The sequence below is a fragment of the Geobacillus sp. WSUCF-018B genome (genome assembly GCF_002809985.1).
Lineage (GTDB): Bacteria > Bacillota > Bacilli > Bacillales > Anoxybacillaceae > Geobacillus > Geobacillus thermophilus.
Genome location: NZ_PIJF01000025.1, coordinates 15,793 through 40,593, shown reverse-complemented (window position 1 = coordinate 40,593; position 24,801 = coordinate 15,793). Strand labels below are relative to the sequence as shown.

At 53.8% G+C, this 24,801-nt stretch carries 25 protein-coding genes and 1 pseudogene; 4 read left to right on the top strand and 22 right to left on the bottom strand.

Translation table 11 applies throughout. The features are described 5' to 3' along the window. Nucleotides 1-164: 164 nt before the first annotated feature. From CV944_RS09200 to fadH, 9 genes are all read right to left on the bottom strand, one after another. A complete protein-coding gene (locus tag CV944_RS09200) occupies nt 165-830 on the bottom strand; it encodes a potassium channel family protein (RefSeq protein WP_044743254.1) in 666 nt (221 codons plus the stop codon). Nucleotides 831-1,008: 178 nt separating this feature from the next. After that, on the bottom strand, nt 1,009-1,251 hold the full coding sequence (locus CV944_RS09195) for a YkuS family protein (RefSeq protein ID WP_044743255.1): 243 nt from the start codon (nt 1,249-1,251) through the stop codon (nt 1,009-1,011). A gap of 55 nt (nt 1,252-1,306) precedes the next feature. Next, nucleotides 1,307-2,440 carry an N-acetyldiaminopimelate deacetylase gene (locus CV944_RS09190; RefSeq protein ID WP_100659909.1) on the bottom strand — a complete coding sequence of 378 codons (1,134 nt, stop codon included), beginning with the start codon at nt 2,438-2,440 and terminating at the stop codon, nt 1,307-1,309. A 57-nt stretch (nt 2,441-2,497) separates the two neighbouring features. Continuing rightward, on the bottom strand, nt 2,498-3,208 hold the full coding sequence (gene dapD, locus CV944_RS09185; RefSeq protein ID WP_011230549.1) for a 2,3,4,5-tetrahydropyridine-2,6-dicarboxylate N-acetyltransferase: 711 nt from the start codon (nt 3,206-3,208) through the stop codon (nt 2,498-2,500). Nucleotides 3,209-3,404: 196 nt separating this feature from the next. After that, nucleotides 3,405-3,878 carry a cyclic-di-AMP-binding protein CbpB gene (gene cbpB / locus CV944_RS09180; RefSeq protein ID WP_100659910.1) on the bottom strand — a complete coding sequence of 158 codons (474 nt, stop codon included), beginning with the start codon at nt 3,876-3,878 and terminating at the stop codon, nt 3,405-3,407. Nucleotides 3,879-3,980: 102 nt separating this feature from the next. Then, on the bottom strand, nt 3,981-4,184 hold the full coding sequence (gene abbA, locus CV944_RS09175) for an antirepressor AbbA (protein WP_100659908.1): 204 nt from the start codon (nt 4,182-4,184) through the stop codon (nt 3,981-3,983). A gap of 124 nt (nt 4,185-4,308) precedes the next feature. Beyond that, the gene (locus tag CV944_RS09170) at nt 4,309-4,542 is read right to left on the bottom strand and encodes a hypothetical protein (RefSeq protein ID WP_011230546.1); all 234 of its coding nucleotides are present in this window, start codon (nt 4,540-4,542) and stop codon (nt 4,309-4,311) included. A gap of 48 nt (nt 4,543-4,590) precedes the next feature. Next, nucleotides 4,591-5,808, bottom strand: coding sequence for an EAL domain-containing protein (locus CV944_RS09165; RefSeq protein WP_044743258.1), 1,218 nt, complete (start codon nt 5,806-5,808; stop codon nt 4,591-4,593). Between the two features lie 218 nt (nt 5,809-6,026). After that, on the bottom strand, nt 6,027-6,794 hold the full coding sequence (fadH, locus tag CV944_RS09160; protein ID WP_011230544.1) for a 2,4-dienoyl-CoA reductase: 768 nt from the start codon (nt 6,792-6,794) through the stop codon (nt 6,027-6,029). 143 nt (nt 6,795-6,937) lie between these two features. Between fadH and CV944_RS09155 the strand changes: the two genes are divergently transcribed. Both CV944_RS09155 and CV944_RS09150 read left to right on the top strand, forming a co-directional pair. Next, a complete protein-coding gene (locus CV944_RS09155) occupies nt 6,938-7,807 on the top strand; it encodes a metallophosphoesterase (protein ID WP_063330707.1) in 870 nt (289 codons plus the stop codon). A gap of 68 nt (nt 7,808-7,875) precedes the next feature. Further along, complete coding sequence (locus tag CV944_RS09150) at nt 7,876-8,310, top strand: YkyB family protein (protein ID WP_014195334.1); 435 nt, start codon at nt 7,876-7,878, stop codon at nt 8,308-8,310. A gap of 304 nt (nt 8,311-8,614) precedes the next feature. On the opposite strand, the gene CV944_RS09145 is transcribed toward CV944_RS09150, so the two are convergent. The 5 genes from CV944_RS09145 to corA all read right to left on the bottom strand — a co-directional run bounded on the left by CV944_RS09145 (nt 8,615) and on the right by corA (nt 14,579). Then, complete coding sequence (locus CV944_RS09145; RefSeq protein ID WP_100659907.1) at nt 8,615-10,024, bottom strand: glycosyltransferase family 2 protein; 1,410 nt, start codon at nt 10,022-10,024, stop codon at nt 8,615-8,617. Next, nucleotides 10,021-11,043 (bottom strand): HEAT repeat domain-containing protein, encoded by a 1,023-nt coding sequence (locus tag CV944_RS09140; protein ID WP_100659906.1) that lies wholly within the window; start codon nt 11,041-11,043, stop codon nt 10,021-10,023. The genes CV944_RS09145 and CV944_RS09140 overlap by 4 nt, the downstream gene beginning before the upstream one ends. Further along, on the bottom strand, nt 11,043-12,680 hold the full coding sequence (locus tag CV944_RS09135; RefSeq protein ID WP_100659905.1) for a GGDEF domain-containing response regulator: 1,638 nt from the start codon (nt 12,678-12,680) through the stop codon (nt 11,043-11,045). Before CV944_RS09135 ends, CV944_RS09140 begins: the two co-directional genes overlap by 1 nt. A gap of 187 nt (nt 12,681-12,867) precedes the next feature. Beyond that, on the bottom strand, nt 12,868-13,518 hold the full coding sequence (locus tag CV944_RS09130; RefSeq protein ID WP_100659904.1) for a glycoside hydrolase domain-containing protein: 651 nt from the start codon (nt 13,516-13,518) through the stop codon (nt 12,868-12,870). Nucleotides 13,519-13,586: 68 nt separating this feature from the next. After that, the gene (gene corA, locus CV944_RS09125; protein ID WP_198518515.1) at nt 13,587-14,579 is read right to left on the bottom strand and encodes a magnesium/cobalt transporter CorA; all 993 of its coding nucleotides are present in this window, start codon (nt 14,577-14,579) and stop codon (nt 13,587-13,589) included. A gap of 196 nt (nt 14,580-14,775) precedes the next feature. Between corA and CV944_RS09120 the strand changes: the two genes are divergently transcribed. Beyond that, a complete protein-coding gene (locus CV944_RS09120; RefSeq protein ID WP_100659902.1) occupies nt 14,776-15,003 on the top strand; it encodes an IDEAL domain-containing protein in 228 nt (75 codons plus the stop codon). 154 nt (nt 15,004-15,157) lie between these two features. Further along, nucleotides 15,158-16,318: an aminotransferase A gene (locus tag CV944_RS09115; protein WP_094239837.1), complete on the top strand. Its 1,161-nt coding sequence runs from the start codon at nt 15,158-15,160 to the stop codon at nt 16,316-16,318. A 147-nt stretch (nt 16,319-16,465) separates the two neighbouring features. Here CV944_RS09115 and CV944_RS09110 read toward each other — a convergent pair whose 3' ends face one another. From CV944_RS09110 to CV944_RS09075, 8 genes and pseudogenes are all read right to left on the bottom strand, one after another. Beyond that, nucleotides 16,466-17,440, bottom strand: a complete 975-nt coding sequence (locus CV944_RS09110; RefSeq protein WP_047818064.1) for a quinone oxidoreductase family protein — start codon at nt 17,438-17,440, stop codon at nt 16,466-16,468. After that, entirely contained in the window at nt 17,437-18,219 is a 783-nt protein-coding gene (locus CV944_RS09105; RefSeq protein WP_047818063.1) for a 2-phosphosulfolactate phosphatase, read from the bottom strand. The genes CV944_RS09110 and CV944_RS09105 overlap by 4 nt, the downstream gene beginning before the upstream one ends. After that, the gene (locus CV944_RS09100) at nt 18,219-19,283 is read right to left on the bottom strand and encodes a phosphotransferase family protein (protein WP_100659901.1); all 1,065 of its coding nucleotides are present in this window, start codon (nt 19,281-19,283) and stop codon (nt 18,219-18,221) included. Before CV944_RS09100 ends, CV944_RS09105 begins: the two co-directional genes overlap by 1 nt. 98 nt (nt 19,284-19,381) lie before the next feature. After that, on the bottom strand, nt 19,382-19,966 hold the full coding sequence (locus CV944_RS09095) for a TetR/AcrR family transcriptional regulator (RefSeq protein WP_044743271.1): 585 nt from the start codon (nt 19,964-19,966) through the stop codon (nt 19,382-19,384). Nucleotides 19,967-20,058: 92 nt separating this feature from the next. Then, nucleotides 20,059-21,678, bottom strand: coding sequence for a long-chain-fatty-acid--CoA ligase (locus CV944_RS09090; protein ID WP_100659900.1), 1,620 nt, complete (start codon nt 21,676-21,678; stop codon nt 20,059-20,061). Nucleotides 21,679-21,698: 20 nt separating this feature from the next. Further along, nucleotides 21,699-22,481: an SDR family oxidoreductase gene (locus CV944_RS09085; RefSeq protein WP_094239832.1), complete on the bottom strand. Its 783-nt coding sequence runs from the start codon at nt 22,479-22,481 to the stop codon at nt 21,699-21,701. 20 nt (nt 22,482-22,501) lie between these two features. Further along, a complete protein-coding gene (locus CV944_RS09080; RefSeq protein WP_015374320.1) occupies nt 22,502-23,713 on the bottom strand; it encodes an acyl-CoA dehydrogenase in 1,212 nt (403 codons plus the stop codon). 137 nt (nt 23,714-23,850) lie between these two features. Beyond that, nucleotides 23,851-24,756: pseudogene (locus CV944_RS09075) on the bottom strand (NAD(P)-dependent oxidoreductase); the annotation flags it as partial. Nucleotides 24,757-24,801 lie beyond the last annotated feature (45 nt).

Here is a 24,801-nt window from a genome sequence, read left to right as displayed (position 1 = left end):
TATATCATACACAAAAGAAAGGGGGGAACGCGCATTCCTCTCCCACTTACTCCCTTTGGTCGTTGAAGTGGGAGTCTCCTGCGCGAAATAGGATGAAACCGCAATATTGTTTCCGGTTTAGAGGGACGTTGCTTTTTTGCCGTCGGAACAAGCCGTCCGGCCGGTCACGAGCCGACAACTTTTTCTTCAAACCGATCGATGTCGCTGTCGGCGCCAATCACGACCAACACGTCGCCTTTGCGGATGATTTCCGAAGCGAGCGGGGAGACGATGACGCTTGTTCCACGCTTGATGGCGACGATGTTGATGCCATAGCGGGCGCGGATGTCAAGCTCCAAAAGCGAATGGCCGTCAAGCCGCTCGCTTGCCACGATTTCGACAATGCTGTATTTGTCCGACAGCTCCAGATAATCTAGGACGTTGTTGGAAATCAAGTTGTGGGCGATCCGCTCGCCCATGTCCCGTTCTGGATGCACGATTTGGTCAGCGCCGATTTTTTTCAGCACTTTTTCGTGGTAATCGTTTGTCGCCTTGACCGTAATATGATTGACGCCAAGCTCTTTTAAAATCAGGGTCGTCAAAATGCTCGCCTGAATGTTGTCGCCAATGGCGACAATGACGTGGTCAAAGTTGCGGATGCCTAAGCTTTTCAACACATTTTCGTCCGTCGTATCACCGACGACGGCGTGTGAGGCGACCGCCGCAAATTCGTTCACCCGGTCTTCGTCAATATCGATGGCCAACACTTCCATCCCTTGTTCACTCAACGTGCGGCAAATGCTGCCGCCAAACCGCCCGAGGCCGATGACGGCAAACTGTTTCTTTTTCATCAGTGATTCCTCCATCGCTTGCCCATCATTGCTTTTTTTCTTATTCTATCAAAAAAGAAGGAGAACGAAAACGTTCTTCCGCTTCTTTTTCCTCATGCTGCCTTTTTCTAATCGGCCGGCCCGCGCCTTTCCGCAAAAAAACGGGCTGCCTGCGCACACAGCCCGATGAATTTCGTCGTTAGCGAAGTTTTTCTTCAACTTTTTGGCAAATTTCTTCCGCGGTAAGCCCGCTCGCTTCAATGACCGGACCGGACGTGACGATGTTGTGAATGCCGGCAACGTTTGCATCCAAGCCGGTAATGACGCAGCAGTCGCAGCCTCTTGCGTCTTGCTCCCCTCGGAGCGGCACAACGTCATATCCTCGCTCTTTCAACGCTTCCTGTACGTCCGTCAACGATGGCTCAACACCAATTTTCGCCATCACAATCCACCTCCTCACACTCATTAATGTGTGTTGCTAGAGGCGGAACTATACTTCATTCTGCGTTTCCTTTCCATGAAAAATAGTCGATTAAAAACGCGATGGCGCGGTCGATCGCTTCCTCGTTCGGAGCCAGTTTTGCATGGTGCAGCCCATATGGTGAGGCGACGCCAAGCCAAAACATAAAACCCGGGATGTCCGCCAGCATATAGCCGAAATCTTCGCCAGTCATCGCTTCTTTGCAACGGATCACATTCACGCCGCCGTGCGCCTTGGCAAACTTCATAAATTCCGCTGTCAGCGCCGGATCGTTGTACACTTGGTAGTACATGGCGCCGTAATCGATCGCCGCCTCGCATTCGTAGGCCACTTCGATTCCGCGCACGATCGCCTCAATCCGCCGCTTCACCTTCTGCATCGCTGCAGTCGACAGCGTCCGGATCGTTCCCTCGAGCCGGGCATGTTCGGCGATGACGTTTTGCACTGTCCCCCCGGCAATTTTCCCGATCGTAATGACGGCGCTGTCGAGCGGATCAACGTTGCGGGCGACGATCGACTGCAGCTGAACGACGAGCGTGCAGGCAGCGACGACCATATCGTTCGCCAAATGGGGAAAGGCTGCATGTCCGCCTTTTCCTTTTAAATCGATAAACAGCTCCGATGTATTGGCAAACAACAGTCCTTCTTTCGTCGCGATAGTGCCGACCGGATATTCCGGGGCGATATGCAAGGCGACGATCATATCCGGCCTCCATTCCTGCATGATGTCGCTTTCTAACATCGGCTTTGCTCCGCCCGGTCCTTCCTCGGCCGGCTGGAAAATAAACAGCAAGTCATCTTGAATCGGATGATGTGCGAAATGGGTGAGCACGCCAAGAGCGATGCTCATATGCACATCGTGGCCGCACGCGTGCATGCGCCCTTCATGTTCAGAGCGGTACGGCAAACCGGTCTCCTCGCGAATCGGCAGCCCGTCCATATCGGCGCGGTAGCCGATCGTTTTGCGCGGCGATGTTCCGTTGACTTTGACGAAAATCCCCGTTTTCCACGTCCGGACTTGAAGCCGCTCTTGCGGCAGGGACTGGATATAGCGAAGCAAATATTGCTGCGTCTTAAACTCCTGAAACCCAAGCTCCGGAATTTGATGCAAGTCGCGGCGAATGGCGACAAATGGGCTGATCGCTTCCATCCTCTCTCCTCCATTGGAAAAAAGCTGCCCCGTGAGCGGACAGCTTTTTTCCCGTCATTATAACTGGCGAAGCTCTTGTTTAATTTCCGTTTTCGCTCTCGTTTGTTCGTCGATTTGCTTAATGACGCGCGCCGGCACGCCGGCGACAACGGTATACGGCGGCACATCCTCGACGACGACCGCCCCGGCGGCGACGACCGCCCCTTTGCCGACGGTGACGCCTTCCAAAATAACGGCATTCGCGCCGACAAGGACATCGTCTTCAATGACGACCGGCTTGGCTGATGGCGGCTCAATGACTCCGGCCAACACCGCTCCGGCGCCAATATGGCAGTTTTTTCCGACCGTCGCCCGGCCGCCGAGCACCGCATTCATGTCGATCATCGTTCCTTCACCGACAACCGCACCGATGTTGATGACCGCTCCCATCATGATCACGGCGTTGTCGCCGATTTCGACATGGTCGCGGATAATGGCGCCCGGCTCAATGCGCGCCTTGATGCCTTTCAAATCTAGGAGCGGAATGGCCGAGTTGCGGCGGTCGTTCTCGACGACATAGTCCTCGATTTTGTCTTGATTCGCTTCGATTGCCGCTTGAATGTCTTGCCATTCGCCAAACACGACGCCGACGTTGCCCGTGATAAATGTTTTGGCGCTTGAGCCGAAATCGATGCCTTCGAGATCCCCTTTTATGTATACTTTGACTGGTGTCGATTTTTTGCTGTTTTGAATAAAGGAAATGATTTCATTGGCGTCCATCATCTTCATGGGCGATATCCTCCTTTACACCTGTATTCTTTTTTACTTTAGCAAAACAGAGATCATTGTGACAAGCACAAATTCATCGAGCAAAATGCTGTAAATATCTTCTCGAAGGCTTGCACTTGCGGAAGTTGCCACGCAGCTTCCGAACTGATCAGCCAAAGCCAGCTGCTCTTGTTATTGCACACGATTATCTTTCTGCTCATTGTTCAGCCTCTTTTCGGCCTAGCTTCCGGCCGCCATTAGGCCTGTGCAGCTGTTTATTCAGTTGCTTCAGTACTTCCCGTCGAGTGAAAATGCCTACAAAATATCCGTCGTCATTTTCCACACACACGAACGGATGATTGACAATAAGCCCCACTGCCTTCATCAGGCTGTCGTCAAGCCGCAGGCGCGGAATGTTTCGGTTCATCACTTCTTCGACCTTCATCGTCTCGAGACGTTCAAATTCGATGCGCTCCAATCCTAAAATTGCATCCATCATCATCGTCATGCTGATGAGCCCATGCAGTTTATACGATGTATCGAGAACTGGAATCGCTGAATAGCCGGTTTTCGTCAGGACGAGCAGCGCATGATCCAAATAATTTCCCGGCTGCACATGCGCCACTTTATCCACCGGAATCAGAAATGGCTTGACAGTCATTTGCATGAATTCATTGTGTTCCCATGTCATGCCGATGTTCCGCCTTTCTTCTGCATCTTCTCCTCTCCACATTGTTATCATACCATAAAAAAGACTATCGCTTCCTGCGATAGCGATAGTGCACAACAATTTTTATCCTTCCTCTTCCTCTGTCAACAGTCGGTCGTATAAACGCAACAGCTGCTGGTACCGGTGTTCATCGACCTCCTTGTCTCCGTTTTCGATATCCGCCAGCTCGGAGCGGATGAGCTCGAGTGCATATTGCTGGCTGAACAAAACGTCAAGCAATAACGCCGCTTCCTCGCCCGACAGCCTTGTCGGCAGCCGCTTCGTCATCTCCATTCCCCCTTTGCCTCTTCCGCTTCCATATATATTCGCCGGCAAAGGAAAAAAGTCGTGGAAAAAAGCGTCATTTGCGGACAGGCAAAAAGGCCACCCATATGAATGGAATGGCCTTTTTTCAATAATAGCGCAACGCCAAATAACCAATGGCAAAAATGGCGAGCAAGACAGCGAGTACATAAGCGAGGAACACCGGGTTGCGCAAGTAGGCATGCTCCTCGACCGTTTTCGGAATCGGCCCGTCAAGCTCCCCTTGCCAACGCTGTTGGCGTCCGAGGCGAACCGTATAGACGAACCCAATGACCGCGATCAATACAGAGAGGGCGGATAACACAAAAGTTAACTGTGCCATAAGTTTCACCTCATGTTTACTTTGCCGCAATGAGGCGATTTTATGCAGTCAATAATGGGCGTCATGCTCAAACAAATAGCTGTACGACAAGTCAATAAACAAGTAATGGCGCTCATCGATCGGATACGAATACGTCCGGATCGTTTCCCCTGTTTCAATATCCGTGTATAAATCGGACAAAATCCCTCTTCGGCGCGAGCGCATGCGAATAATGTTTTCCAAAAAATACGGGCGCCAGCTCCAGTTTTTCATATAATATTGCGGCTGAAGCTCCCACCGGCCGCCGCGCTTGAACATATTGCCCGACTGCTGGAAGCCGTCCTCATCACAAACATAAATGCGGAAGCAAACATCGTCGAGCTCGCCGGCCAACAGGGAAATGAGCTCGTTAAAATCGGCGGCTTTTTTGTATTTGCCAAGCAGCGCGCTGATCCGCTGCTGAAACTGCTCAGCAATTTGATACAGCGTTTCAAGCTTTTTCTTTTCCTGCTGGATGAAGCGATGGCACTCTTGGCGGAGCAAGTCTTTCAACAGATCGCGCGGCACGACTTCCGGCGCCGGCTTAGCCAAATAGTATCCTTGGTAGTAGCGGCCGCCATGCCGCCATGCGTACTGAAGCTGAAATGATGTTTCAATATCCTCATACAGAAGCGTCGCTCCGATTTTGCGCGCCAACAACGAAATGGAATGAACGATTTCTTGATAAGCTTGGTGGACCGACGTTTTTCGCAATTCATGCAAGTCGATTTTTAAAATGTCAGGCGACAAAACGCCGATCCGCTCAAGATGAATGCTATGTTCGGCGATGTTGTCGACCGCCACTTTAACGCCGTATGTACGAAGATACGTCAATAAATGGCTGAGCTGATCGACGTCTCCCTTGAAATGCTGCTCGTTGATTTCCAAAACGATGCGGCTTGGGGCCAACCCTTTCGCTTCATAGGAGAGAAGCAGCTGCAAAAACGACTCGCCGCGGTCAAGCATCAGCAAGTTGGCGTCGCGGTTTAAAAAAATGAGCAGCGTTTGATCATCAAGCGACAGAAAATAGTCGAGCGCTTTTTTCGTGATCACATCATCCACTTCGATGCGAAATTCTTCTGGAATGGTTTCATCGTGAAAAAACGGCCCAAGGCTGACCGGCCCTGTTTCCGTTTGAAACCGACCGAGCACTTCATAGCCGACGACCCCATGCTCATCGGCGCTGAAAATCGGTTGATAGTGCGGAATCACTTGCGGCAAGTTGGCCATCACGTCTAATGCATCCATCGTGTTCACCTCATCCCCATCGACCATCTTTGCCTTTATTATAGCATAATTGCCCAATCGTTCCTGACTCGTAAAAAAAAAGCGGCTCCCCTGACAGCAGGGAATCCGCTTGTGACAAAGGCCGTTGCGTGCAATGAGCCGGTTGCCCGCGATAAATGAAGAAATACCGCCTGCAATCCCTTTTGGGTGAGGACCATCTTGCTTTATGGCAAATTTGATTAAAACGGCCGCCGGTTCAGCCATTGGCCGCCGTCGACTGTGATGCAAGCGCCGTTAATGTAAGCGGCTTCATCCGAAAGCAAAAACGAAGCGACCGCCGCGATTTCTTCCGGCGTCCCGAGCCGCCCGAGCGGCACGCTTTCCAACGTCATCCGCTCCGCTTCCTCTGATTCCCAAAGCCGCTCCGCCCCGCCAGTCCGCTCAATCGGTCCGGGAGCGATCGCATTGACGCGGAAGCCGTACTTTTTCCCCCATTCCACAGCAAGCGTGCGCGTCATTGCCAGCACTCCAGCCTTGGCGCTCGCTGAATGAATGACCCCGGCGCCGGCATGCCAGGCATATGTCGCAACGATGTTGATAATGTTCCCTTTCAAGCCGCGCTGAATCCAGTAGTTGCCGACTTCCCGGCTGCAGTAAAACGTGCCGTTTAACACAATGTTAATGACGCTGTTCCAGCCGTTGATCGACAACTTTTCCGCCGGGCAAATGAAATTGCCAGCCGCGTTGTTGATGAGGGCATCGATGCGGCCGAATTCCGCATCAGTCCGCTCCACCATGTGCGCCACTTGTTCCGGGTTGCGCACATCCATCGGGATCGTAAGCACTTTCCCTCCATCCGGCGCGGCGATTTCCCGCTTGGCCTCTTCGAGCGCCTCGGCCCGCCTTCCCGTAATGACGACGTTGGCCCCATCAGAAACAAACCGCTTCGCCATATATTTCCCCATTCCGCTCGACCCGCCGGTCACAATGATCACTTTTCCGTTCATCCATTTCTCCTCCTATGACTGATTACTCATTCATTTTTATCATATCATAAAATAGTGGAATATTCGAACATCTTAGTCCTCCTATTGTCCTTTTCCCTCTCTTTTCGTTATAATAAAGCTGCTTGTGAAAGGACGGCGAAACGATGCACCATATCGAAACAACCAAACTAAGCCGGCGCGCCTTTTTGAAAAAGCTGGCGCGCACAAGTTTCAGCGCAGCGCTGGCGATGGCAGCCGCCTCTGGATACGCCCGCTGGATTGAGCCAGCCGAGCTGACCGTGACGCACCATGCGCTGTCGCATCCGTTGATCCCAAAGTCGTTTGCCGGCGTCAAGCTGCTGCAGTTCAGTGATCTCCATCTCGGCCATTATTACGGCTTGAAACGCTTTTACCGCATTATCGGCCGCATCAACGAACTCGGGCCCGATCTCGTCGTATTCACAGGTGATCTGCTCCATGAGGCGAACCGGTATCCGCACGTCAACGCGGTCGCTGAGGCGTTGGCTGGCGTCCGTGCTCCTCTTGGAAAATTTTGCATTTACGGAAACCATGATCACGGCGGCTACGGGACAGATATTTACCGTCGATTGATGGAACGAGCCGGGTTCCGCGTTCTCGTCAATGAGCATGCACTCGTCCGGCGCGGCCACGGGGCGATCGCTATCGCCGGCAGCGACGATATGATGCTCGGACGCCCGGACTGGTCGAAAATGACGAACGGCATTCCTCGGGCGACATATACGATCGCCCTCGTTCATGAGCCGGACGGTGCCATTGAGGCTCGCCGCTTCCCTATTCACGTTCAACTCTCCGGCCATAGCCACGGCGGGCAAATTCAGTTGCCGTTTATCGGACCGCTCATCACGCCGCCGTTGTCTGAGCGGTATTATGAAGGGTTTTACCACGTCGGCGGACTCTTGTTGTACGTCAACCGCGGCCTTGGCACAACAAGGGTGCCGCTTCGCTTCTTCGCTCCGCCGGAGTTGACCGTTTTTTCGCTTACCCCCGGATAGAAGTAGGACAAACCGGGCAACAACACCGCTTCCTATGTTATAATAGAAAGAAAAAAGGAGACATGCCGATGAAACCGGTGCAATTAACGGTCGACAATATTGCCAAAGCGATTTTTACCGTCAACCGCCATGCCAAAACAGCATTGAACCCTTCGTTTCTTTATCTTCTGAAGAAAAAAGCGATCGAGAAGCTGCTTGAGGAGGGCAAGGCGAAAAAAGTGGGCCTCCATTTTTCCCGCAATCCGAGATACAGTCAACAGCAATCCGACGTGCTTGTCGCCGTCGGCGACTACTACTTCCACATCCCACCGACAAAACAAGATTTCGCCGCCCTTCCGCACCTTGGCTCTCTCAACGATTCATACCGCAACCCTCCAGCTCGGATGCCGCTGTCAGAGGCAAAAGCCATTCTCATCGCCTACACCGGACTGAAGGAAAAGCCGGAACAAAAGCCGAAACGGCTGACAAGACCCGTATTTAAACGGCTCGGCGACCGCTATTAAGCGGACGCCGGTTTTTTTCAACAGTGGGCACATCTTAGCGCCGGGTCGGCAACAGGGGCATCGATGTCTCTTTTGCTTCAACCTGCTTTTTCGCCCACCCTGTCTTGCAATGAAAGTCCCCTCTCGTTTTCGCTGCACTAAGAGGCGGTGAAAAGCAACCATTTTCCCTAAATTGATGATTCTCGAATGAAGAGGAGAACAATATCCGTAAGGCTTCTCCATTTGAGGAGAAACATGATTGGGCCGCCTTTCCTGTTCAATCACCGGCCTTCTAAAACAAATAAGCCAGCCGCTGTTCTGTCGGCTACGCTGAGACCCCTTTCCTCTTTATGCTTCCCCATTGTTTTTTTCGACGAATGGCATCGATCACCCCTTCGCACCGCCACCAAGCGGTAAGCGGACGGTACCAAAACGTCTCGGTCAACGCGAAGAAAAACAGCTTCACCAAATCAGAGATGCTCGGGAACTTCCGCTCAGTCCACTCTTCAAGCAAGACGGCTACTGCTGATAACAGCGAACCGTACAAAACCGAAACCGTCAGCAACAAAAGAGCGAATTCGACGTACAAGTTTCCGAGAAATAAGGAGAAAACAACGACAATATAGCCCATCAATTCAACGATCGGACCAAGAAGCTCAATGAACCAAAAATACGGCAGCGAAAGAAGGCCGATTGAGCCATATTTTGGATTGAACAGCATCGATCGATGCATCCATAAGCTTTCCAAAAGCCCGCGATGCCAGCGTCGCCGCTGCCTCCGCAAATCGCCATACGTTTCCGGTGCTTCCGTCCAGCAAACCGGGTCGGGGATGTAGATGATTTTTTTCGCCTCGTTTTTTTCCCGCGCCAGTCGATGCAGACGCACGACGAGCTCCATATCTTCGCCAACTGTATTAGCATATCCCCCTGCTTCAATCACCCAAGGCTTGGAAAAGACGCCGAACGCCCCAGACACAATCAGCAGCAAGTTGTGGCGGCTTAAGCCGAGACGGCCGAGCAAAAACGCACGCAAATATTCAATCGTTTGCATAATGACGAGCGGCCGCCGCGACAACCCAACCTGGACGATCTCCCCGCGTTCAATCCGGCAGCCATTGGCGATGTGGACGCTTCCTCCAGAAGCGATGATCTCCCCGTCGGACTCAAGCATTGGTTTCATCACTTTCAAAAACGCGCGCCGCTCCAAAACCGAATCGCTGTCAATCGTGCAAATGTATGGATAGCGAGAAGCGTTGATTCCCGCGTTCAACGCATCCGCTTTCCCACCGTTTTCTTTATCCAGCACAAACAAATGGGGATAATTAAGCGACTGATAAACCGCCTTAATTTCCTTTGCGTCCAGCTGGCGGCGAATGATGCGATAGACCAGCTGCAAATGAAAATGCTCAATCAGCCGTTCAAGCGTTTTGTCAGTCGATCCATCGTTAATGACAATGACCTCGTACTCAGGATATTCAATAGCCAGCAGCGACCGCACCGAACCGACGATGCCTGCTTCCTCATTATAAGCGGGAACAAGAATGGACACCGGTTTGGCATAGCTCGCATCGAGCAGCTCTTCATACGGCTCCCAGTCATCAAGACGATGAATGCGGCGCAAATGGATGAACGAGACAACAAGCAAAAAGGCATAAAAAAGAAGAACGATGACCATGTAAATCAGTACAATATGTCCTGCGACCCAAAGAAACGAACGCCACGCTTCCACTATCATTCTCCTCCTCCAAGCCACTGCCTCGCCATATCACGAGCATAACGATCCGATGCTGTGCGCGCCGCGGCGCGCAACGCCGTTCGGCCTCCCGGCAGACGCGCGATGGCCGCGGCGGCTTCAGAACGAACAACAAATGAACGGTCGCTAAGCCGCTCATACAGCAACGGAAGAAGCCGCTCTTCGCGGCATTTTCCCGCCAGGCGGGCAGCCATCAGCCGCTCTTGCCAATGGGAGGAGCACAAATGCTGCTTGAGCCTCTCCGCTTCAAGCGGCATGCCGATTTCTGCCATCGCCTTGAGCGCGCGGATGCGAATTTCCGGTTCTTCTGCTGCCAGCAGGCGCCGCAAAAACCGCTGTTCTTGCCGGCGCCGGATGCCGATCATATCGATAAACGCATACTTTCCGGCCGGCGGCAGCTCGGCAAACCGTTGTTTCACCTCTTCAAGCAGCCGCTCGCTCATATGGCCGAAAATGAGGCGATACGCAAATTCCGTCAGTTCGCGGTTTGGCCTAAACACATAGATGGCCACTGGATCGTAATCGAACTTGGCGAAAATGGTTAAAATTTTTGCCACCTCTCCCCTTGTCGCCCCATCCGCCCGATGCAGCCGCTCGAGGTCTGGCAACATCGCTTTCATATGCAAATCTTCAATGAAAAATAATGCGTTCATCCGTTCGCTCCAATGCCGGCTCGCCAATTGCCGGCGCAGCCAACCTTGAAAATGGGTCTCGGCAAACGCTCGAATGCGCACTTGCACGTCTTTTCCTTTAAGCAATGAAGCAAAGCCATCGAGCAGTTGAAGCACCGCTTCCCGTTCGAGCGGAGACGAAAAACGAAACGAAAGCTCCTCTTCGCCGAGCAAATAGCGAAGCAAAGGAAGCCGGTGCTGTTCTTTATAGAAATGAAGCCGGGCTTGGCGCCGGTTTTCCCGCCATTTGCGCACGACTAAATAAAGAAACAGCCCGGCCAGCACCGCCAATAAAACAGCAACCATCAAGACGGCGACAATGAGCGCCATTACTCATCAAACTCCTTTAGCAGCCGGCGCAGGCGTGCCTCCAGTTCCAGCCATTTAAACGGCTTCGTCACATACTCGTCCGCTCCTTCGTCAATGGCGCGGGCGATGTCCCGCTCATCTTGGCGCGACGTCAACATTATCACCTTATACGGCTTTTGCTGGCGGCGGAGGCGGCGCAACACCTCAAGACCGTCCATTTTCGGCATCACCCGGTCCAAAATGACGACGGAGCGCTTCTCGCCTTTGTACACCGGCGATTCGAGAAATGAAAGCCCGTCGCTAAACTCGTAAATGTCCGCCTCCCGTTCTTGCTCGTCCGCAAGCTTGCGGACGAGGTCAGCGATGACCGTCCGCGCCAGTTCATCATCGTCGACGATCGCAACAGACCATCGTTGCCCATTGCCTTGGCGTCGTTCTTTTTTCGCTCGGCCGCCATCGGTCGGAACGGCTTCCCTCTTCGCTTCTTCAACCCGACATCCCCCGCTCTTTTTGGCTGCGTACAGCGCTTCGTCAGCCAGACGAAGCCAATGCTCAAGCGGTTCGTCTGGGTCATCGCACTCAACAAAACCAACCGAGAAAGTGCATGACAGGCGCACGCCGCCGGCTTCGATTTCCTCAGCAGCAAATTGGCGCTGCAGCCGTTTGAGCACGCGATGCGCTTCATTTCTTGTCGTTTTGGCCAGCCAGACGACAAACTCCTCTCCCCCAAAGCGAACGACCGTATCCATCCCACGCGTATGTGCAAGCAAAAAAGCAGCCAGTTTCTTTAACACCGCATCGCCCGCCAAGTGACCAAACCGATCGTTAACTTGCTTAAAACGGTCCAAATCAAGCAGCGCCAAACAGCTCGGCGTCCGAGACCGCTCTAAATCGCTCCGCAAACGAGCGTACACTCGCGGCAAGTACTTTCGGTTGTAAACGCCGGTCAATTCGTCAATCAGCACTAACTGATCAATTTTCTGCTTTTTTTCCACAAGCCGGCGGATGCGAATGAAAAACTCGCCGACCGCGACCGGCTTTGCCATGACATCGTCGGCGCCGATCTCATACCATTTCAGCTCCTCGCCTTTTCGTCTGTTCCCACCCACAATGGCCACTGGAATATATGAATGGCGGCCTGCATCGTTCAAAAAAGCGTCAAAAACGGAAGCATCTGCGCCGTCCTCCTCAAGTATCACCACAATGCAATCTATGCCCAATTGTACTAAAGAGGCCGCAGGTTGTTCAATAAATGGAAGTGTGATGAAACGCCACGGCGTCGTTTGCAACGAACCGCGCAAATACGCAGAAAACAGCGGATCGTTTCCGCAGAGGAGAATGGCCGCTTCCGGCCCTTGGCGGCCGGGAGGGGAAACGAACGAAGCATCCGATTCTCCCGCTTCATAGCAGCAGCGAAGGAGCGGAAACATCTCCGCCAACGCCTCCTCCGCTGTCCATTTCCGTTCCTTTTGCTGATTCATCCGGCGAGAAAGGCGGTCTGCTTCAACAGCGAGATCGCTGCGGTTCATCACCGCCGCCGTCCGGCCGACAGCGTCTAAAAACCGGATCAGCTCCGCCCCCGCAAACGGCTCTTCCGTCTTCCATCGTTCATACTGTTCCTTCAATCGGCTTAATAACGAAGCAGTGTAAGAATCCAATCTCCCCCTCCTTTCCGCCCATCGGCCTGCCGTTCCGCCGTTTGTATTTTCACGTTCATCCTCCCTTTTTCCTATTAGTAATATAGTCGGCAGGGGCGAAAAACATTATCAAAAAAAATGAAAGCAAAACAGCCTTTTTTCGTCCATGCATTCAAAAAGACCGTTGCTTCATGGCAACGGTCTCGATTCAATACAAAAAATCGAGAAGGCGGCGGTCCGCCAAATTCGTATCGACCGGGCACACTTCGGCATCACGCCCGTACTGCCACACCCACACATTTGCGCTGCAGGGCGGGGCCGCCGGCTGGTAGCGCGGCGCTTTTTGCTCTTTCGTCGTTCCCGGCCTTGGGGCTGAACTCCAAATAACAGCCTGCACCGCCACTTGATTGTTCCGTGCGGCCGCTTCACAATAGGCAGCGGCAAAGTCTCCTTTCGTCGGATCCGCATACAGCCCCGGGCGGTACCCGGTCGGATAGAGCGTTTCCACCCAAGCCGCGATCCAAGCCGCATCAACCGCAAAAAAGTCCTCGATATTGGCAAACAGCAGTTTATTTTTTGGAATGCCAAGCCGCCGCGCATGGAATACGGCGTTGCGCGCCGCCACCTGTCCGTTTGCATAGCCGACCGCCTCTCGGAAGGCGTTGTAGATCGGCAGCACTTTCACCCCATAGTTGCGAATGCGGGCGATCTCCTCCCGCGTCAATCCTTCCGATACGTTCGGCACCTCGACCAAATAGCGGCCCCAAAACTTCGGGTAGCCGAGCTCGGTTCGCACGCACTGAAACAGCTGATCCGTGACCACCTGCGCGGAATCGACTCCCCAAATGCCTCTTACCATCCTTCCCCCTCCTTTGCGGTCACGCTGCCATAGTTATGTATATGAGGGGGAGCGCTTGTTTTATACGGCTACCGGCGGCGCTTCCGTTCCTCTTCCGTCCAATCGCCTTTCAACAATTGAAACCAGCCGTTGCGCTTAAACCAAACAAACATCGTCATGCCGATCACGGCCATAACAGCCAATACCGCAAAGTAGCCGTATTTCCAGCGCAACTCAGGCATATAGTTGAAATTCATCCCATAAATGCCGGCGATAAAGGTAAGCGGCATGAAAATCGTCGTAATGGCCGTAAACGTCATCATAATGTTGTTCATTCGATTCGAGTTCAGCGACAAATAGCTGTCGCGGATATCTGCTGTAATCTCGCGGTTGGTCTCGATCATTTCCGACAGCTTCAATAAATGGTCGTAAATGTCGTGAAAATACAACTGTCGTTCTTTCATGCGCTGCAGGCGATCGGAGTGGATGATGCGATACAACAAATCGCGCATCGGCACGATCGTCCGGCGCAGCTTCGACAAATCGCTGCGGATATCAAACACCTTTTCGATAATGTCGTGAATCGGTTCGTTATTCGTATTCTCCTCCAGGTCATTCAACACATCCTCAATATGATAAAGCGGCGGAAAATAATCGTCGACGAGCTTGTCAATGAGCCGATACATAACATGAAACGGCCCTTGCTGCACATCTTGCTCGCGCTTCAGCCGCTCCCATACGTCATCCACCGCATGGATCGGTGACTTATGAAAAGACACGATGAAATTTTGCCCGACAAATAAGTCGACTTCCTCAGCTTCAAGCGTTGCCCCGGCGATCGCGTGAAGGACAATAAATAAGTAACGGTCATAAAAATCGAGCTTCGGCCGCTGCACATACTCCAAACAGTCTTCAATGGCAAGCGGATGGAACCGGAAAAAAGAAGCGAGCAAGTCCGACTCCTCATCCGTCGGCTCGTGAAAATCGACCCAATACCATGAAACGTCCGGGCTGTTGACAAACGTCAAATCAACATCATGCAGAATCTCAAACTCTTTTGTTATCGCACATGTACGGATCATCACCATCACACCTTGCCATTTTTTCTCTTCTCTTATCATAACCGAAAATGTGTTACATCCCAACCTAAAAAGGGTACAGAAAGATGTAGAGAAAAATTGGCAAAAAAATTTATCAAAATTTTCTTTACATTATCGCCAAAAACGACGATAATATAAAAAAGGGAACCCTTTGTTCCCATATGGGAGGGAATCAACCATGTACGAAAAACAATATCCAAATGAAGGCGCCGTCTTGTTCAATCAACCCGAAGAAAAAAACAGCTATGGGCCGATGGCGGAACAAGTGTTGAAAGAGGCGATCTTTCAGTTTCAAAGAAAAAAACTGATGGAACAAATTGATGAAGCGCTCGCGGCCGGCAACAAGCCGTTGTTTTTCAAGCTTTCCGCCCAATATAACGATTTGTTGAAACAATACGGCGCGTAAAAGGAGCGAATAATGTTGGATTGTGAATCATCTATGACCGGATGAGCCCCGTTTCCGTGTGCAGAATGACGCAAACGGAAAGGGGCTCATTTTTATTTTTTCGTTCTTCGACATAAATGGTACAATAGAGGAAAAACGGAAAGGTGGACAACAAGTGAGACACCTCATTCAGCCACGCGTTCAAGCGATTCAATTATCAGGCATCCGCCAATTTTTCAACCTTGTCGCTGGACGGCCGGGGCTTGTTTCCTTGACGATCGGCCAGCCGGATTTTCCAACTCCCGAACATGTGAAAGCAGCCGCTCAAGAAGCCATCGCGGCGGATTTTACAACGTACACGGCAAACGCTGGCCTAATTGAGCTGCGCGAGGCGGCTTGCCAATTCGTCGCTGACAAGTACGGCCTTCGTTACACGCCGGACGAAGTCATCGCCACCGTCGGCGCCAGCCAGGCGCTTGATATTGCGTTTCGCACCATTTTAGAGGAAGGAACAGAGGTGCTCCTTCCCGCGCCGGTCTACCCCGGCTATGAACCGCTCATCCGCCTGTGCGGGGCGAAACCGGTGTACATCGACACAAGGCCAAACGGTTTCCGTCTGTCGGCTGAGCTCATTGCGCCTTATTTGACGGAAAAGACGCGCTGCCTCGTTCTTCCATACCCATCAAATCCAACCGGGACGGCGCTGTCAGCCGAAGAGCTTGAGAACATCGCTTCCCTTTTGAAAGGACGGCCAATTTGGATCGTATCCGACGAAATTTACAGCGAACTCGTCTATCGCGGCCGCCATCGTTCGATCGCCGAATGGCTGCCCGAGCAGACGATCGTCATCAATGGCTTAAGCAAATCGCACTCGATGACCGGCTGGCGCATCGGATTTGTCTTCGCCCCGTCGTTTGTGATTGAACAGATGGTGAAGGTGCACCAATACAGCGTCTCATGCACCTCGTCGATCAGTCAAAAGGCGGCCATTGAGGCGCTGACCGCCGGCAAACATGACGCCGAGGCAATGCGCGCCGCCTATGCGGAACGGCTCGAGTACGCTTACAACCGCCTAACCGCGATGGGGCTGCCGGTCGAAAAACCGGACGGGGCATTTTACTTGTTTCCATCGATCGCCGCCTTTGGCATGCCATCGTTTGACTTTGCCCTCGATGTCGTTGAAAAAGCCGGTGTCGCCCTCGTCCCCGGCAGCGCCTTCTCCGAATACGGCGAAGGCCATGTCCGCCTGTCGTATGCTTATTCGCTCGATGTCCTGAAAGAAGGGCTTGACCGTCTTGAGCGGTATATCGACAAAAAGGCGGCAAGTGCACGCTGATGGCGCCCCTTAAGACCGGAGCAAGACAGGCTTTCGCTTTTTTGCGCCGGGTTAACTCAAAAGCCGTCTGTCCTTCCGTAAAATACAAGATTGAAAAAGGGGCTGACCGAAAACAAGAGTGTGTTTTCGGGTCAGCCCCTTTGTTGCTCACGGCACCAACAGCAGTTTGCCGCTCGTTTTTCGCCCTTGCAGCAGGCGGTGCACCTCGGCCGCGCGCTCGAGCGGATAGACGCCCCCGATGGTCAACTCAAGGCTTCCATCCCGCACCCAAGCGAGCAGATCGCGCAAGCTTCGTTCATATAGCGCCCGTTTTCGCATGACTTGCGGCAAGAAAAAGCCAACGACCGACCAGTTTTTTGCCATCAAACGGACCGGATTGAGGCGCGTCATCTCCCCGCTCGCCGCCCCGTATACAACCAAGCGGCCGAACGGGGCAAGGCAGTCGAGCGTTTGATGGAACACATCGCCGCCCGCCATTTCCAAGGCGACATCGACGCCGCGTCCATCTGTTGCCTCCATCACTTCCGCCGCCCAGCCGTCCTTTGTATAATCGATCGTGACGTCGGCGCCGAGCCGCGCGGCTAACGCTCGCTTTTCCTCCGTGCTGGCGGTGGCGATCACCGTTTTCGCCCCGAACCGTTTCGCCAGCTGCACAGCGAGCGTGCCAACGCCGCCAGCGGCAGCGTGCACAAGCACGGTTTCCCCTTCCTCCAGCCGCCCCATTGTCGTCAAAATATGATAGGCGCTTAACCCTTGCACGGGCAGAGCCGCCGCCCGGCGGACGTCCAACCCGTCCGGCAGCGGCACGACCGCGCGTTCGTCAACCGCCACAAACTCGGCATAACCGCCTGATTCAATCAACGCGACAACCCGCTGGCCCGGGCGGATGGCTTCCACATCCGGACCGACTTCGCGGACGATGCCGGCCACCTCGGTGCCGGGCACGAACGGAAGCGGCGTCGGCACAACGTAGCGCCCTTCCCGCCTCGCTGTATCGGCGTAGTTCACACCGATCGCCTCAGCTTCAATCACCACTTGCCGTCCCGATGGCAACGGGCGCTCAGCCTCTTTTACTTGCAGCACTTCCGGACCGCCGTACTCAGCAAATTGCACGATTTTCACTGTTCATTCCCCTCTTTCGTCATCTTCATTTGCACGATATCGCGCACTTCCGCCGCCAACGGCCCTGGCTCGAGTTTCGGAATGACGGAAAGCGCTCCGTGCCGGTTGATGTAGTCGATCTCCTTTTCGAGGCCATAAGCCACCATCCAACGTCCGACCCGCGAGGCGGACAACACTTCTTTTGCCTTCTCCTCGCTTGCGTATTGCCGGTAAAACAGCCAAGCAGCCATCGCGCTGTCGGACAGCTCCGCCGCGGCGATCCCCTGCTCGACTAGACAATGGACAAAATATCCGGCGCCATAAAAGTCCTCCAAGCAAAAACGCCCGGATGAACCGGCGCAAATGGCGATAACGGTCTCTTCTTTGTGCGAACGGCCAATATGTTCGCTGACCGCCGGGCTGTTCAGCAAGCTCGCCGCATAGACCGCGCGGGCCGGCATTGCCTTGCGGAGCGCCACGGTGCCGTTTGTCGTCGACAAAACGACCGTTTTCTCCGGGCATACCGTCTGCAAAAACAGCGGCGCGGGCGGATGAAAGCCGGCGATCGTCCTTCCTTCGCTTTCCCCGACAAGCTCATAGCTCCCGCCAGGCAATCGGCGTCCGACTTGCTCCGCTTCGGCAGCGTTGTACACCGGAATGACGGAGCGGGCGCCCGCCGCCAACGCCGCAGTGATCGATGATGTGGCGAGCAAAATATCGAACACAACGGCGACCTTGGCATCGGCGAGCGCAGTTTCATCAATGTCTTCTTTGCGCAGCACGACATGCACTTTCGTCATCATGCGCCTCCCCGCCCCGCCAGCTGCCATGCATGCTGAATGAGCGCCTCGACAAACTGGTTGAAATGGCGAAACCGCTCGTCGTTCGTCTGGCCGCGGCGATAGCGGTAATAAATTTGCTGGCAAATGACCGCTAATTTAAAGTAGGCAAACGTTAAATAAACGTGTATATCGGACACATCACGGCCGCTTTTTTTGGCATATGCCTCAATAAACTGTTCGCGCGTGTAAAAACCAGGCCGAACGGTGACCGGCGCGCGGCCAAACCCGTGTTTGACAAGCGGCGGATCATCCTCCTCAATCCAATAGCTCATCGCCACCGCCAAATCGGCCAGCGGATCGCCAACGGTCGACATTTCCCAATCGAACAAGCCGACCATTTTCGTCACATCGTCTTTGGCAAACAAAGCGTTGTTCAGCTTAAAGTCGTAATGGATGACCGTCGCCTCTCGCTGCGGCGGAATATGGGACGCCAGCCATTTCATAAGCGCTTCGGCCTCCGGGATATCATCCGTTTTCGCCCGTTCGTAACGTTGGATCCATCCGTGCACTTGCCGTTCCATAAACCCATCCGGCTTTACCATCTGAACGAGGCGTGTGTTCGTATAATCAATTTGATGGATACGGACAAGCGTCTCGACCATCGTCTCAGAGATGCCACGGCAAACGTCTTCTGTCGGGATGACGCCATCGGGAAAATCACTGTCAATCACGACGCCATGCCGCCGCTCCATGACGAAAAACGGACTGCCGATCACCGATTCGTCTTCACAAAAATAGAATGGTTTCGGCGCCAACGGGAACAGCGGATGGATTTCAGAAAGCCACGTGCTCTCCCGCTTCATATCGTGCGCTTTCGGCGGCACCGGGCCGAACGGCGGCCGGCGCAGCACCGCCTCCCACTCCCCACAGCGGAGCAAATACGTCAAATTCGACCGGCCGGCGGAAAATTGCTGGATCTCGAGCTCCCCATCCGGCATGTCCGGCAGCACCGTTCGCAAAAACTTGGCCAGCTTCCCTGCCGGCAGTTCTTCCCCCTTGCGCACTGGAATAATCGCTGTCATCTCCCTCTCCCCCTTGGTCAACAATTCAAGCGCGCCATTGCCGCCGCACGAACAGCATCCATCGACACACCTCGGATCAAACTTGTTTGTCTCTCTTTTCACTCGGCTTTCGAGACAGACGGCGCGTTCATGCCATCAAGCAGGATCTCCACCATCTGCTTCGCCACCTCGGCATCGGTCAGCTCGCCGTCCGGACGAAACCATTGGTAGCTCCAATTGGCCGCCCCAAGAACGGTAAGCGTGGCGATCGATGGTGACAAATCGCAGCGCAGTTCACCGCTTTTCATTCCTTCCTCAATCAACGACTGCAGCCGATAGCGGAACAAATCGCGCTTTTCTTTTACTTTCTGTAAATGCTCTTCATTCAAATGCTTCATTTCACGAAAAAAAATACGCGCTTCCCGTCCCTGCCGTTCGACATTATGGATGAGCATGAAGACGATGTCATACAGTCGTTCCCGCACCGAGCGCTGTGTATCGCTTATAATCCGCTCCTCTTCGTCCAGCAGCCATTCAATGTAGCGAAGGTGAATATCCATCAACAGTTCTTCTTTGCTTGTAAAATAGTAATAAAACGTCCCTTTTGTCACCCCGAGGGCGTCAACGATGTCTTGGATCGATGTTTCGCTGAACCCATTTTGTTCAAACAGCTCAATGCTGGCAGCCATAATTTTCTCCTTCATGTTTTTACACCTCTTGCCTAAAATGTAGTCGCTGCCAGCTATTGTACCATAAAACGGCCAAGCCTGCTTCGGACTTGGCCGAAAGCCCTCTGTTATTGCGGGCGGGACGCCTCTTCACGCAAGGCGCGGCGCAAAATTTTCCCGACGTTCGTCTTCGGCAGTTCGGCACGGAACTCGACAATGCGCGGCACTTTGTACGCCGCTAAGTTTTTTCGGCAATGGGCAAGAATTTCTTCTTCGCTTGCCTGCATTCCATCTTTTAAAACGATAATCGCCTTCACCGTTTCGCCGCGATACGGATCAGGCACACCAACTGCCGCCGCCTCTCTCACCGCTGGATGTTCGTACAACACCTCTTCAATTTCACGCGGATAAATGTTATAACCGCCGGCGATGATCAAATCTTTTTTCCGGTCGACAATCGTCACATACCCTTCCTCGTCAATCGAAGCCAAATCGCCAGTGTACAGCCAGCCATCGCGCAGCGCCACGGCCGTTTCTTCCGGCATGTTCCAATACCCTTTCATCACTTGCGGTCCACGGATAATCAGCTCGCCGACTTCTCCTGGCGGCAATTCCTGCGTGCCGGTCGCCACGTCGACGACTTTGTACTCCGTCAACGGCATGCCAATGCCGACCGTACCTGGCTTGCGCGCCGCAAATGGCGGATTGCAATGCGTCACCGGCGACGCTTCGGACAAGCCGTACCCTTCAAGGACGACCGCCCCAGTTTTCGATTCAAAATCGCGCATCAATTCAAGCGGCATCGGCGCGCTGCCGCTGTTGCACGTTTTGATGCTGCTGATGCCGTACTGTTCGACGCCCGGCGTATTGGTAATCGCGACGTACATCGTCGGCACTCCCGGAAACACGGTCGGCTGTTTGTCGCGGATCGTCTCGAGCACTTCTTTCAGCTCAAAGCGCGGCAGCAAAATGTTTTCCGCCCCCTGGTAAATGGCCAAGTTCATTCCCGACGTCATCGCGAACACATGGAACAACGGGATGACGGTTAAATACCGCTCTTTGCCGAGCTCAAACGTTCCTTTGAAAAACTCGGCGCATTGCAGGACGTTGACGAAAATGTTGCGGTGGGTGAGCATCGCCCCTTTGGAGCGCCCCGTCGTTCCTCCCGTATATTGCAATACAGCGACGTCGTGCATCGGCTCGATCGGCACCGGGCGCACCACTCCGCTTCCTGCGGCAAGAAATTTGTCAAACGTGACATCTCCTTCCGCGAGCGCAACGGACGGCGGCGCGCCAAGGCTGACGGTGACCGCCTGCTCGACGGCTGTTTCCCCTCTGACGGCAGCGAGGCGCGGATAAAGCGGTTCATAAATGACAATCATCTTGGCGCCGGAATCTTTGAGCAAATAGGCAAGTTCGCGCTCAACAAGCATCGGGTTCACTTGGGTGACGATAGCGCCCGCCTGCAAAATGCCGTAATAGGCGATGACATATTGCGGGCAGTTCGGCAGCATAATCGCGACGCGGTCCCCTTTTTGTACGCCGCGCGCCTGCAGGCTTGAGGCAAAGCGGTTGACCGCGGCCGCGAGCTCGGCATAGGTGATCGTCTTATCGTAAAATGTCAACGCCGGCTGGGAGCCGAATTCCCCCGCCCGTTCCTGGAGCACATCGCATACCGTTTTGTCTGGAATATCGATGTAAAACGACACATGCTCCGGATAAAAAGGCAAAGCCCGTTTTTCGCTCATTTCGTCTCCCCCTTTTCTCGTTAAATGCCGGTCGCATGGCTGCCGCCGTCAACGACTAACAGCGCACCGGTGACAAACGCAGACGCCGGCGAGGCGAGAAACAGAACGGCGCCTTTTAAGTCATCCTCGCCGCCAAAGCGGCCAAGCGGCGTATGCTCGAGCACTTTTTGCCCCACTTGCTCGAGGACAACTCTTGACATTTTCGTCGGGAAAAAGCCCGGCGCCACCGCATTGACGCGAATGCCGTGCTTCCCCCATTTTGCTGCTAGGTCCCTCGTAAACGTAATGACCGCCCCTTTGCTCGTGTTGTAGCCGATCGTATTTAAAATGTCCGGGTGCGTGCCGCCAAGGCCGGCGACGGAAGCGATGTTGATGATGGCGCCGCCCGTTTGCTTCTCAATCATCACCTTGCCGGCCGCCTGGCTCATGAGAAACGTGCCGGTTACATTGACGTTCATCACCTTTTGCCATGCTTCAAGCGGCATCTCTTCGACCGGCGCTCCCCACGTCGCTCCGCTGTTGTTCACCAAAATATCGATGCCGCCAAACTCCTTCACCGTCGTTTCGACGACATGTTGGACATCATCCGGGTTCGTCACATCACACTTTAGCGCCAATGAACGGACGCCCAGCTGTTCCAACTTTTCTTTCACTTGCTCGCACGCCTCCACTTTGCGCGAGCAGACGACAACGTTCGCCCCCGCTTCGGCGAGGCCGACGGCGATTTGCTCGCCGAGCCCGCGCCCGCCGCCGGTGACGATGGCGGTTTTTCCTTCGATTTTAAACAAGTCCAACACATGCATAAACGCCACTTCCCCTCCCTTTATTGTTCATATGGACGCAACTCAAGCTTGGCTACTTGCTCTTTATGCACCTCATCCGGCCCGTCGGCCAACCGGAGCGTGCGCGAGTTCGCCCACATGGCAGCAAGCGGAAAATCGTTGCTCACCCCGGCGGCTCCGAACGCCTGAATGGCGCGGTCGATCACTTTTAAGGCGACATTCGGAGCGACAACTTTAATCATGGCAATTTCTTTGCGCGCCGCTTTGTTGCCGACCGTATCCATCATGTACGCTGCCTTCATTGTCAACAGGCGCGCTTGCTCGATCTCAATGCGCGACTGAGCGATCCAATCGCGAATGACGCCATGGTCCGCAAGCCGCTTGCCGAACGCCACCCGCGACTGCACGCGCCGGCACATAAGCTCAAGCGCCCGCTCCGCCGCTCCAATCAAGCGCATGCAATGATGGATCCGCCCCGGACCGAGCCGCCCTTGGGCGATGGCAAATCCTTTCCCTTCTCCCCAAATGATGTTCTCTTTCGGCACCCGCACGTTGTCATACGTAATCTCCGCATGCCCGTGCGGCGCATGGTCAAAGCCGAACACCGGCAGCATCCGTTCGATTTTCACCCCCGGCGTATCAAGCGGAACGATGATCATCGACTGCTGCTCATGCTTCGGGGCATCCGGATTCGTTTTCCCCATCACAATGGCGACTTTGCAGCGCGGGTCGCCGGCGCCGGACGACCACCATTTCCGCCCGTTGATGACGTATTCGTCCCCGTCGCGGACGATGGAAGCGCGAATGTTCGTCGCATCGCTTGACGCGACGTCCGGTTCGGTCATCGAAAAGCAGGAGCGAATTTCTCCGTTCAAGAGCGGGATGAGCCATTTCCGCTTTTGTTCTTCTGTTCCATAGCGGACGAGTACTTCCATGTTGCCGGTATCCGGCGCATTGCAGTTGAACACTTCCGGAGCGATGAGCGAACGGCCCATAATTTCGCAAAGCGGCGCGTATTCGACGTTCGTTAAGCCGGCTCCGTATTCGCTGTCCGGCAAAAACAAGTTCCAGAGCCCTTCTTTTTTCGCTTTTTCCTTCAGCTCTTCGATGATGGGCGGCACCCCTGACCATCTTGACTCTTGGGCGTTCAGCTGCTCCTCATACACCCTTTCGTTCGGATAAATGTACTCTTCCATGAAAGCGCTTAATTTTTTGATCAACTCTTGGACTTTCGGCGAATAGGAAAAGTCCATGTCATCCCCTCCTTGTATACTAACCGGTTAGTATGTTCCCTTTATTTCTACTATACCTCGACCAGAAGAAATATTCAATATTTTTTGATAAATATATCTCACATTCAAAAAAAGAGAGGACGAATCCGCCCCCCATGTCACTGTCTGATATAGCGTTTGTACAATGCTTGCGTGCCGCTGTTTTCCTCACCGGCTTGCGCCAGCTCCTCATACATTTGTTTGGCGAGCGCCAGCCCTGGCAGCGGCAAGTTCATGCGCTCTGCTTCTTCAAGCGCAATTTTCATATCTTTAATGAAATGCTTGATGTAAAACCCCGGAGCAAAATCGCCTGACAACATGCGCGGCGCCAAGTTGCTCAGCGACCAGCTGCCCGCCGCCCCTTTGGCGATGCTTTCCAACACTTTGAATGGATCAAGACCAGCCCGCTTCGCATACGCCATGGCCTCGCAAACGCCGATCATATTGGTGGCGATGGCAATTTGGTTGCACATTTTCGTATGCTGGCCGGCTCCAGCTCCTCCTTGCCGCACGATGTTCGTGCCAAGCCGCTCGAGAATCGGCTTGCACGCCAAAAAGACGTCCTCATCACCGCCGACCATAATCGTCAACGTTCCTTCGCGCGCACCGATGTCACCGCCGGACACCGGGGCGTCCAACGCGTGAATCCCTTTTTGCTTGGCTGCTTCATAAATGGACTTTGCAAGCGTCGGCGTTGACGTCGTCATATCGATGACATACGTTCCCGGCCGCGCATTCTCCAAAATGCCGCCTTCGCCGAAATACACTTGCTCGACATCGTGAGGATAGCCGACCATCGTGATGACGACATCCGCCTCCCGCGCCAAATCAGCGACCGTTTCCTTCCAAACCGCCCCTTCCTGAAGCAAGTCTTCCGCCTTTTCTTTTGTGCGTGTATAGACGAGAAGCGGATAGCCCGCCTTCAGCAAATGGCGCGCCATGCTTTTTCCCATGACGCCAAGGCCGATAAACCCGATCGTTTTCAACGCTGTCCTCTCCCTTCTTGTCCGTTTGGCCGCAAGCGCCCAGCGATCTGCCCACCACCTGCGCTTCGCTTAGCAGCGGAGGCT

Coding starts and splice junctions, on each gene's coding strand:
- CV944_RS09085 (WP_094239832.1), bottom strand. CDS start 22,481: ATGCATGTGTTGGACTTGTTTAAAATCGAAGGAAAAACCGCCATCGTC.
- CV944_RS09190 (WP_100659909.1), bottom strand. CDS start 2,440: ATGGAAGCGATCAGCCCATTTGTCGCCATTCGCCGCGACTTGCATCAA.
- dapD (WP_011230549.1), bottom strand. CDS start 3,208: ATGAAGATGATGGACGCCAATGAAATCATTTCCTTTATTCAAAACAGC.
- fadH (WP_011230544.1), bottom strand. CDS start 6,794: ATGAACGGAAAAGTGATCATTGTGACCGGCGGGTCGAGCGGAATGGGG.
- CV944_RS09100 (WP_100659901.1), bottom strand. CDS start 19,283: ATGACAGCGATTATTCCAGTGCGCAAGGGGGAAGAACTGCCGGCAGGG.
- CV944_RS09200 (WP_044743254.1), bottom strand. CDS start 830: ATGAAAAAGAAACAGTTTGCCGTCATCGGCCTCGGGCGGTTTGGCGGC.
- CV944_RS09120 (WP_100659902.1), top strand. CDS start 14,776: ATGTACGAAAAACAATATCCAAATGAAGGCGCCGTCTTGTTCAATCAA.
- CV944_RS09195 (WP_044743255.1), bottom strand. CDS start 1,251: ATGGCGAAAATTGGTGTTGAGCCATCGTTGACGGACGTACAGGAAGCG.
- CV944_RS09165 (WP_044743258.1), bottom strand. CDS start 5,808: ATGGATGCATTAGACGTGATGGCCAACTTGCCGCAAGTGATTCCGCAC.
- CV944_RS09080 (WP_015374320.1), bottom strand. CDS start 23,713: ATGGACTTTTCCTATTCGCCGAAAGTCCAAGAGTTGATCAAAAAATTA.
- CV944_RS09155 (WP_063330707.1), top strand. CDS start 6,938: ATGCACCATATCGAAACAACCAAACTAAGCCGGCGCGCCTTTTTGAAA.
- CV944_RS09105 (WP_047818063.1), bottom strand. CDS start 18,219: ATGACGAAAGTGCATGTCGTGCTGCGCAAAGAAGACATTGATGAAACT.
- abbA (WP_100659908.1), bottom strand. CDS start 4,184: ATGACGAAGCGGCTGCCGACAAGGCTGTCGGGCGAGGAAGCGGCGTTA.
- CV944_RS09095 (WP_044743271.1), bottom strand. CDS start 19,966: ATGAAGGAGAAAATTATGGCTGCCAGCATTGAGCTGTTTGAACAAAAT.
- CV944_RS09130 (WP_100659904.1), bottom strand. CDS start 13,518: ATGGTAAGAGGCATTTGGGGAGTCGATTCCGCGCAGGTGGTCACGGAT.
- cbpB (WP_100659910.1), bottom strand. CDS start 3,878: ATGACATGGGAACACAATGAATTCATGCAAATGACTGTCAAGCCATTT.
- CV944_RS09150 (WP_014195334.1), top strand. CDS start 7,876: ATGAAACCGGTGCAATTAACGGTCGACAATATTGCCAAAGCGATTTTT.
- corA (WP_198518515.1), bottom strand. CDS start 14,579: ATGATCCGTACATGTGCGATAACAAAAGAGTTTGAGATTCTGCATGAT.
- CV944_RS09090 (WP_100659900.1), bottom strand. CDS start 21,678: ATGAGCGAAAAACGGGCTTTGCCTTTTTATCCGGAGCATGTGTCGTTT.
- CV944_RS09140 (WP_100659906.1), bottom strand. CDS start 11,043: ATGGCGCTCATTGTCGCCGTCTTGATGGTTGCTGTTTTATTGGCGGTG.
- CV944_RS09145 (WP_100659907.1), bottom strand. CDS start 10,024: ATGATAGTGGAAGCGTGGCGTTCGTTTCTTTGGGTCGCAGGACATATT.
- CV944_RS09170 (WP_011230546.1), bottom strand. CDS start 4,542: ATGGCACAGTTAACTTTTGTGTTATCCGCCCTCTCTGTATTGATCGCG.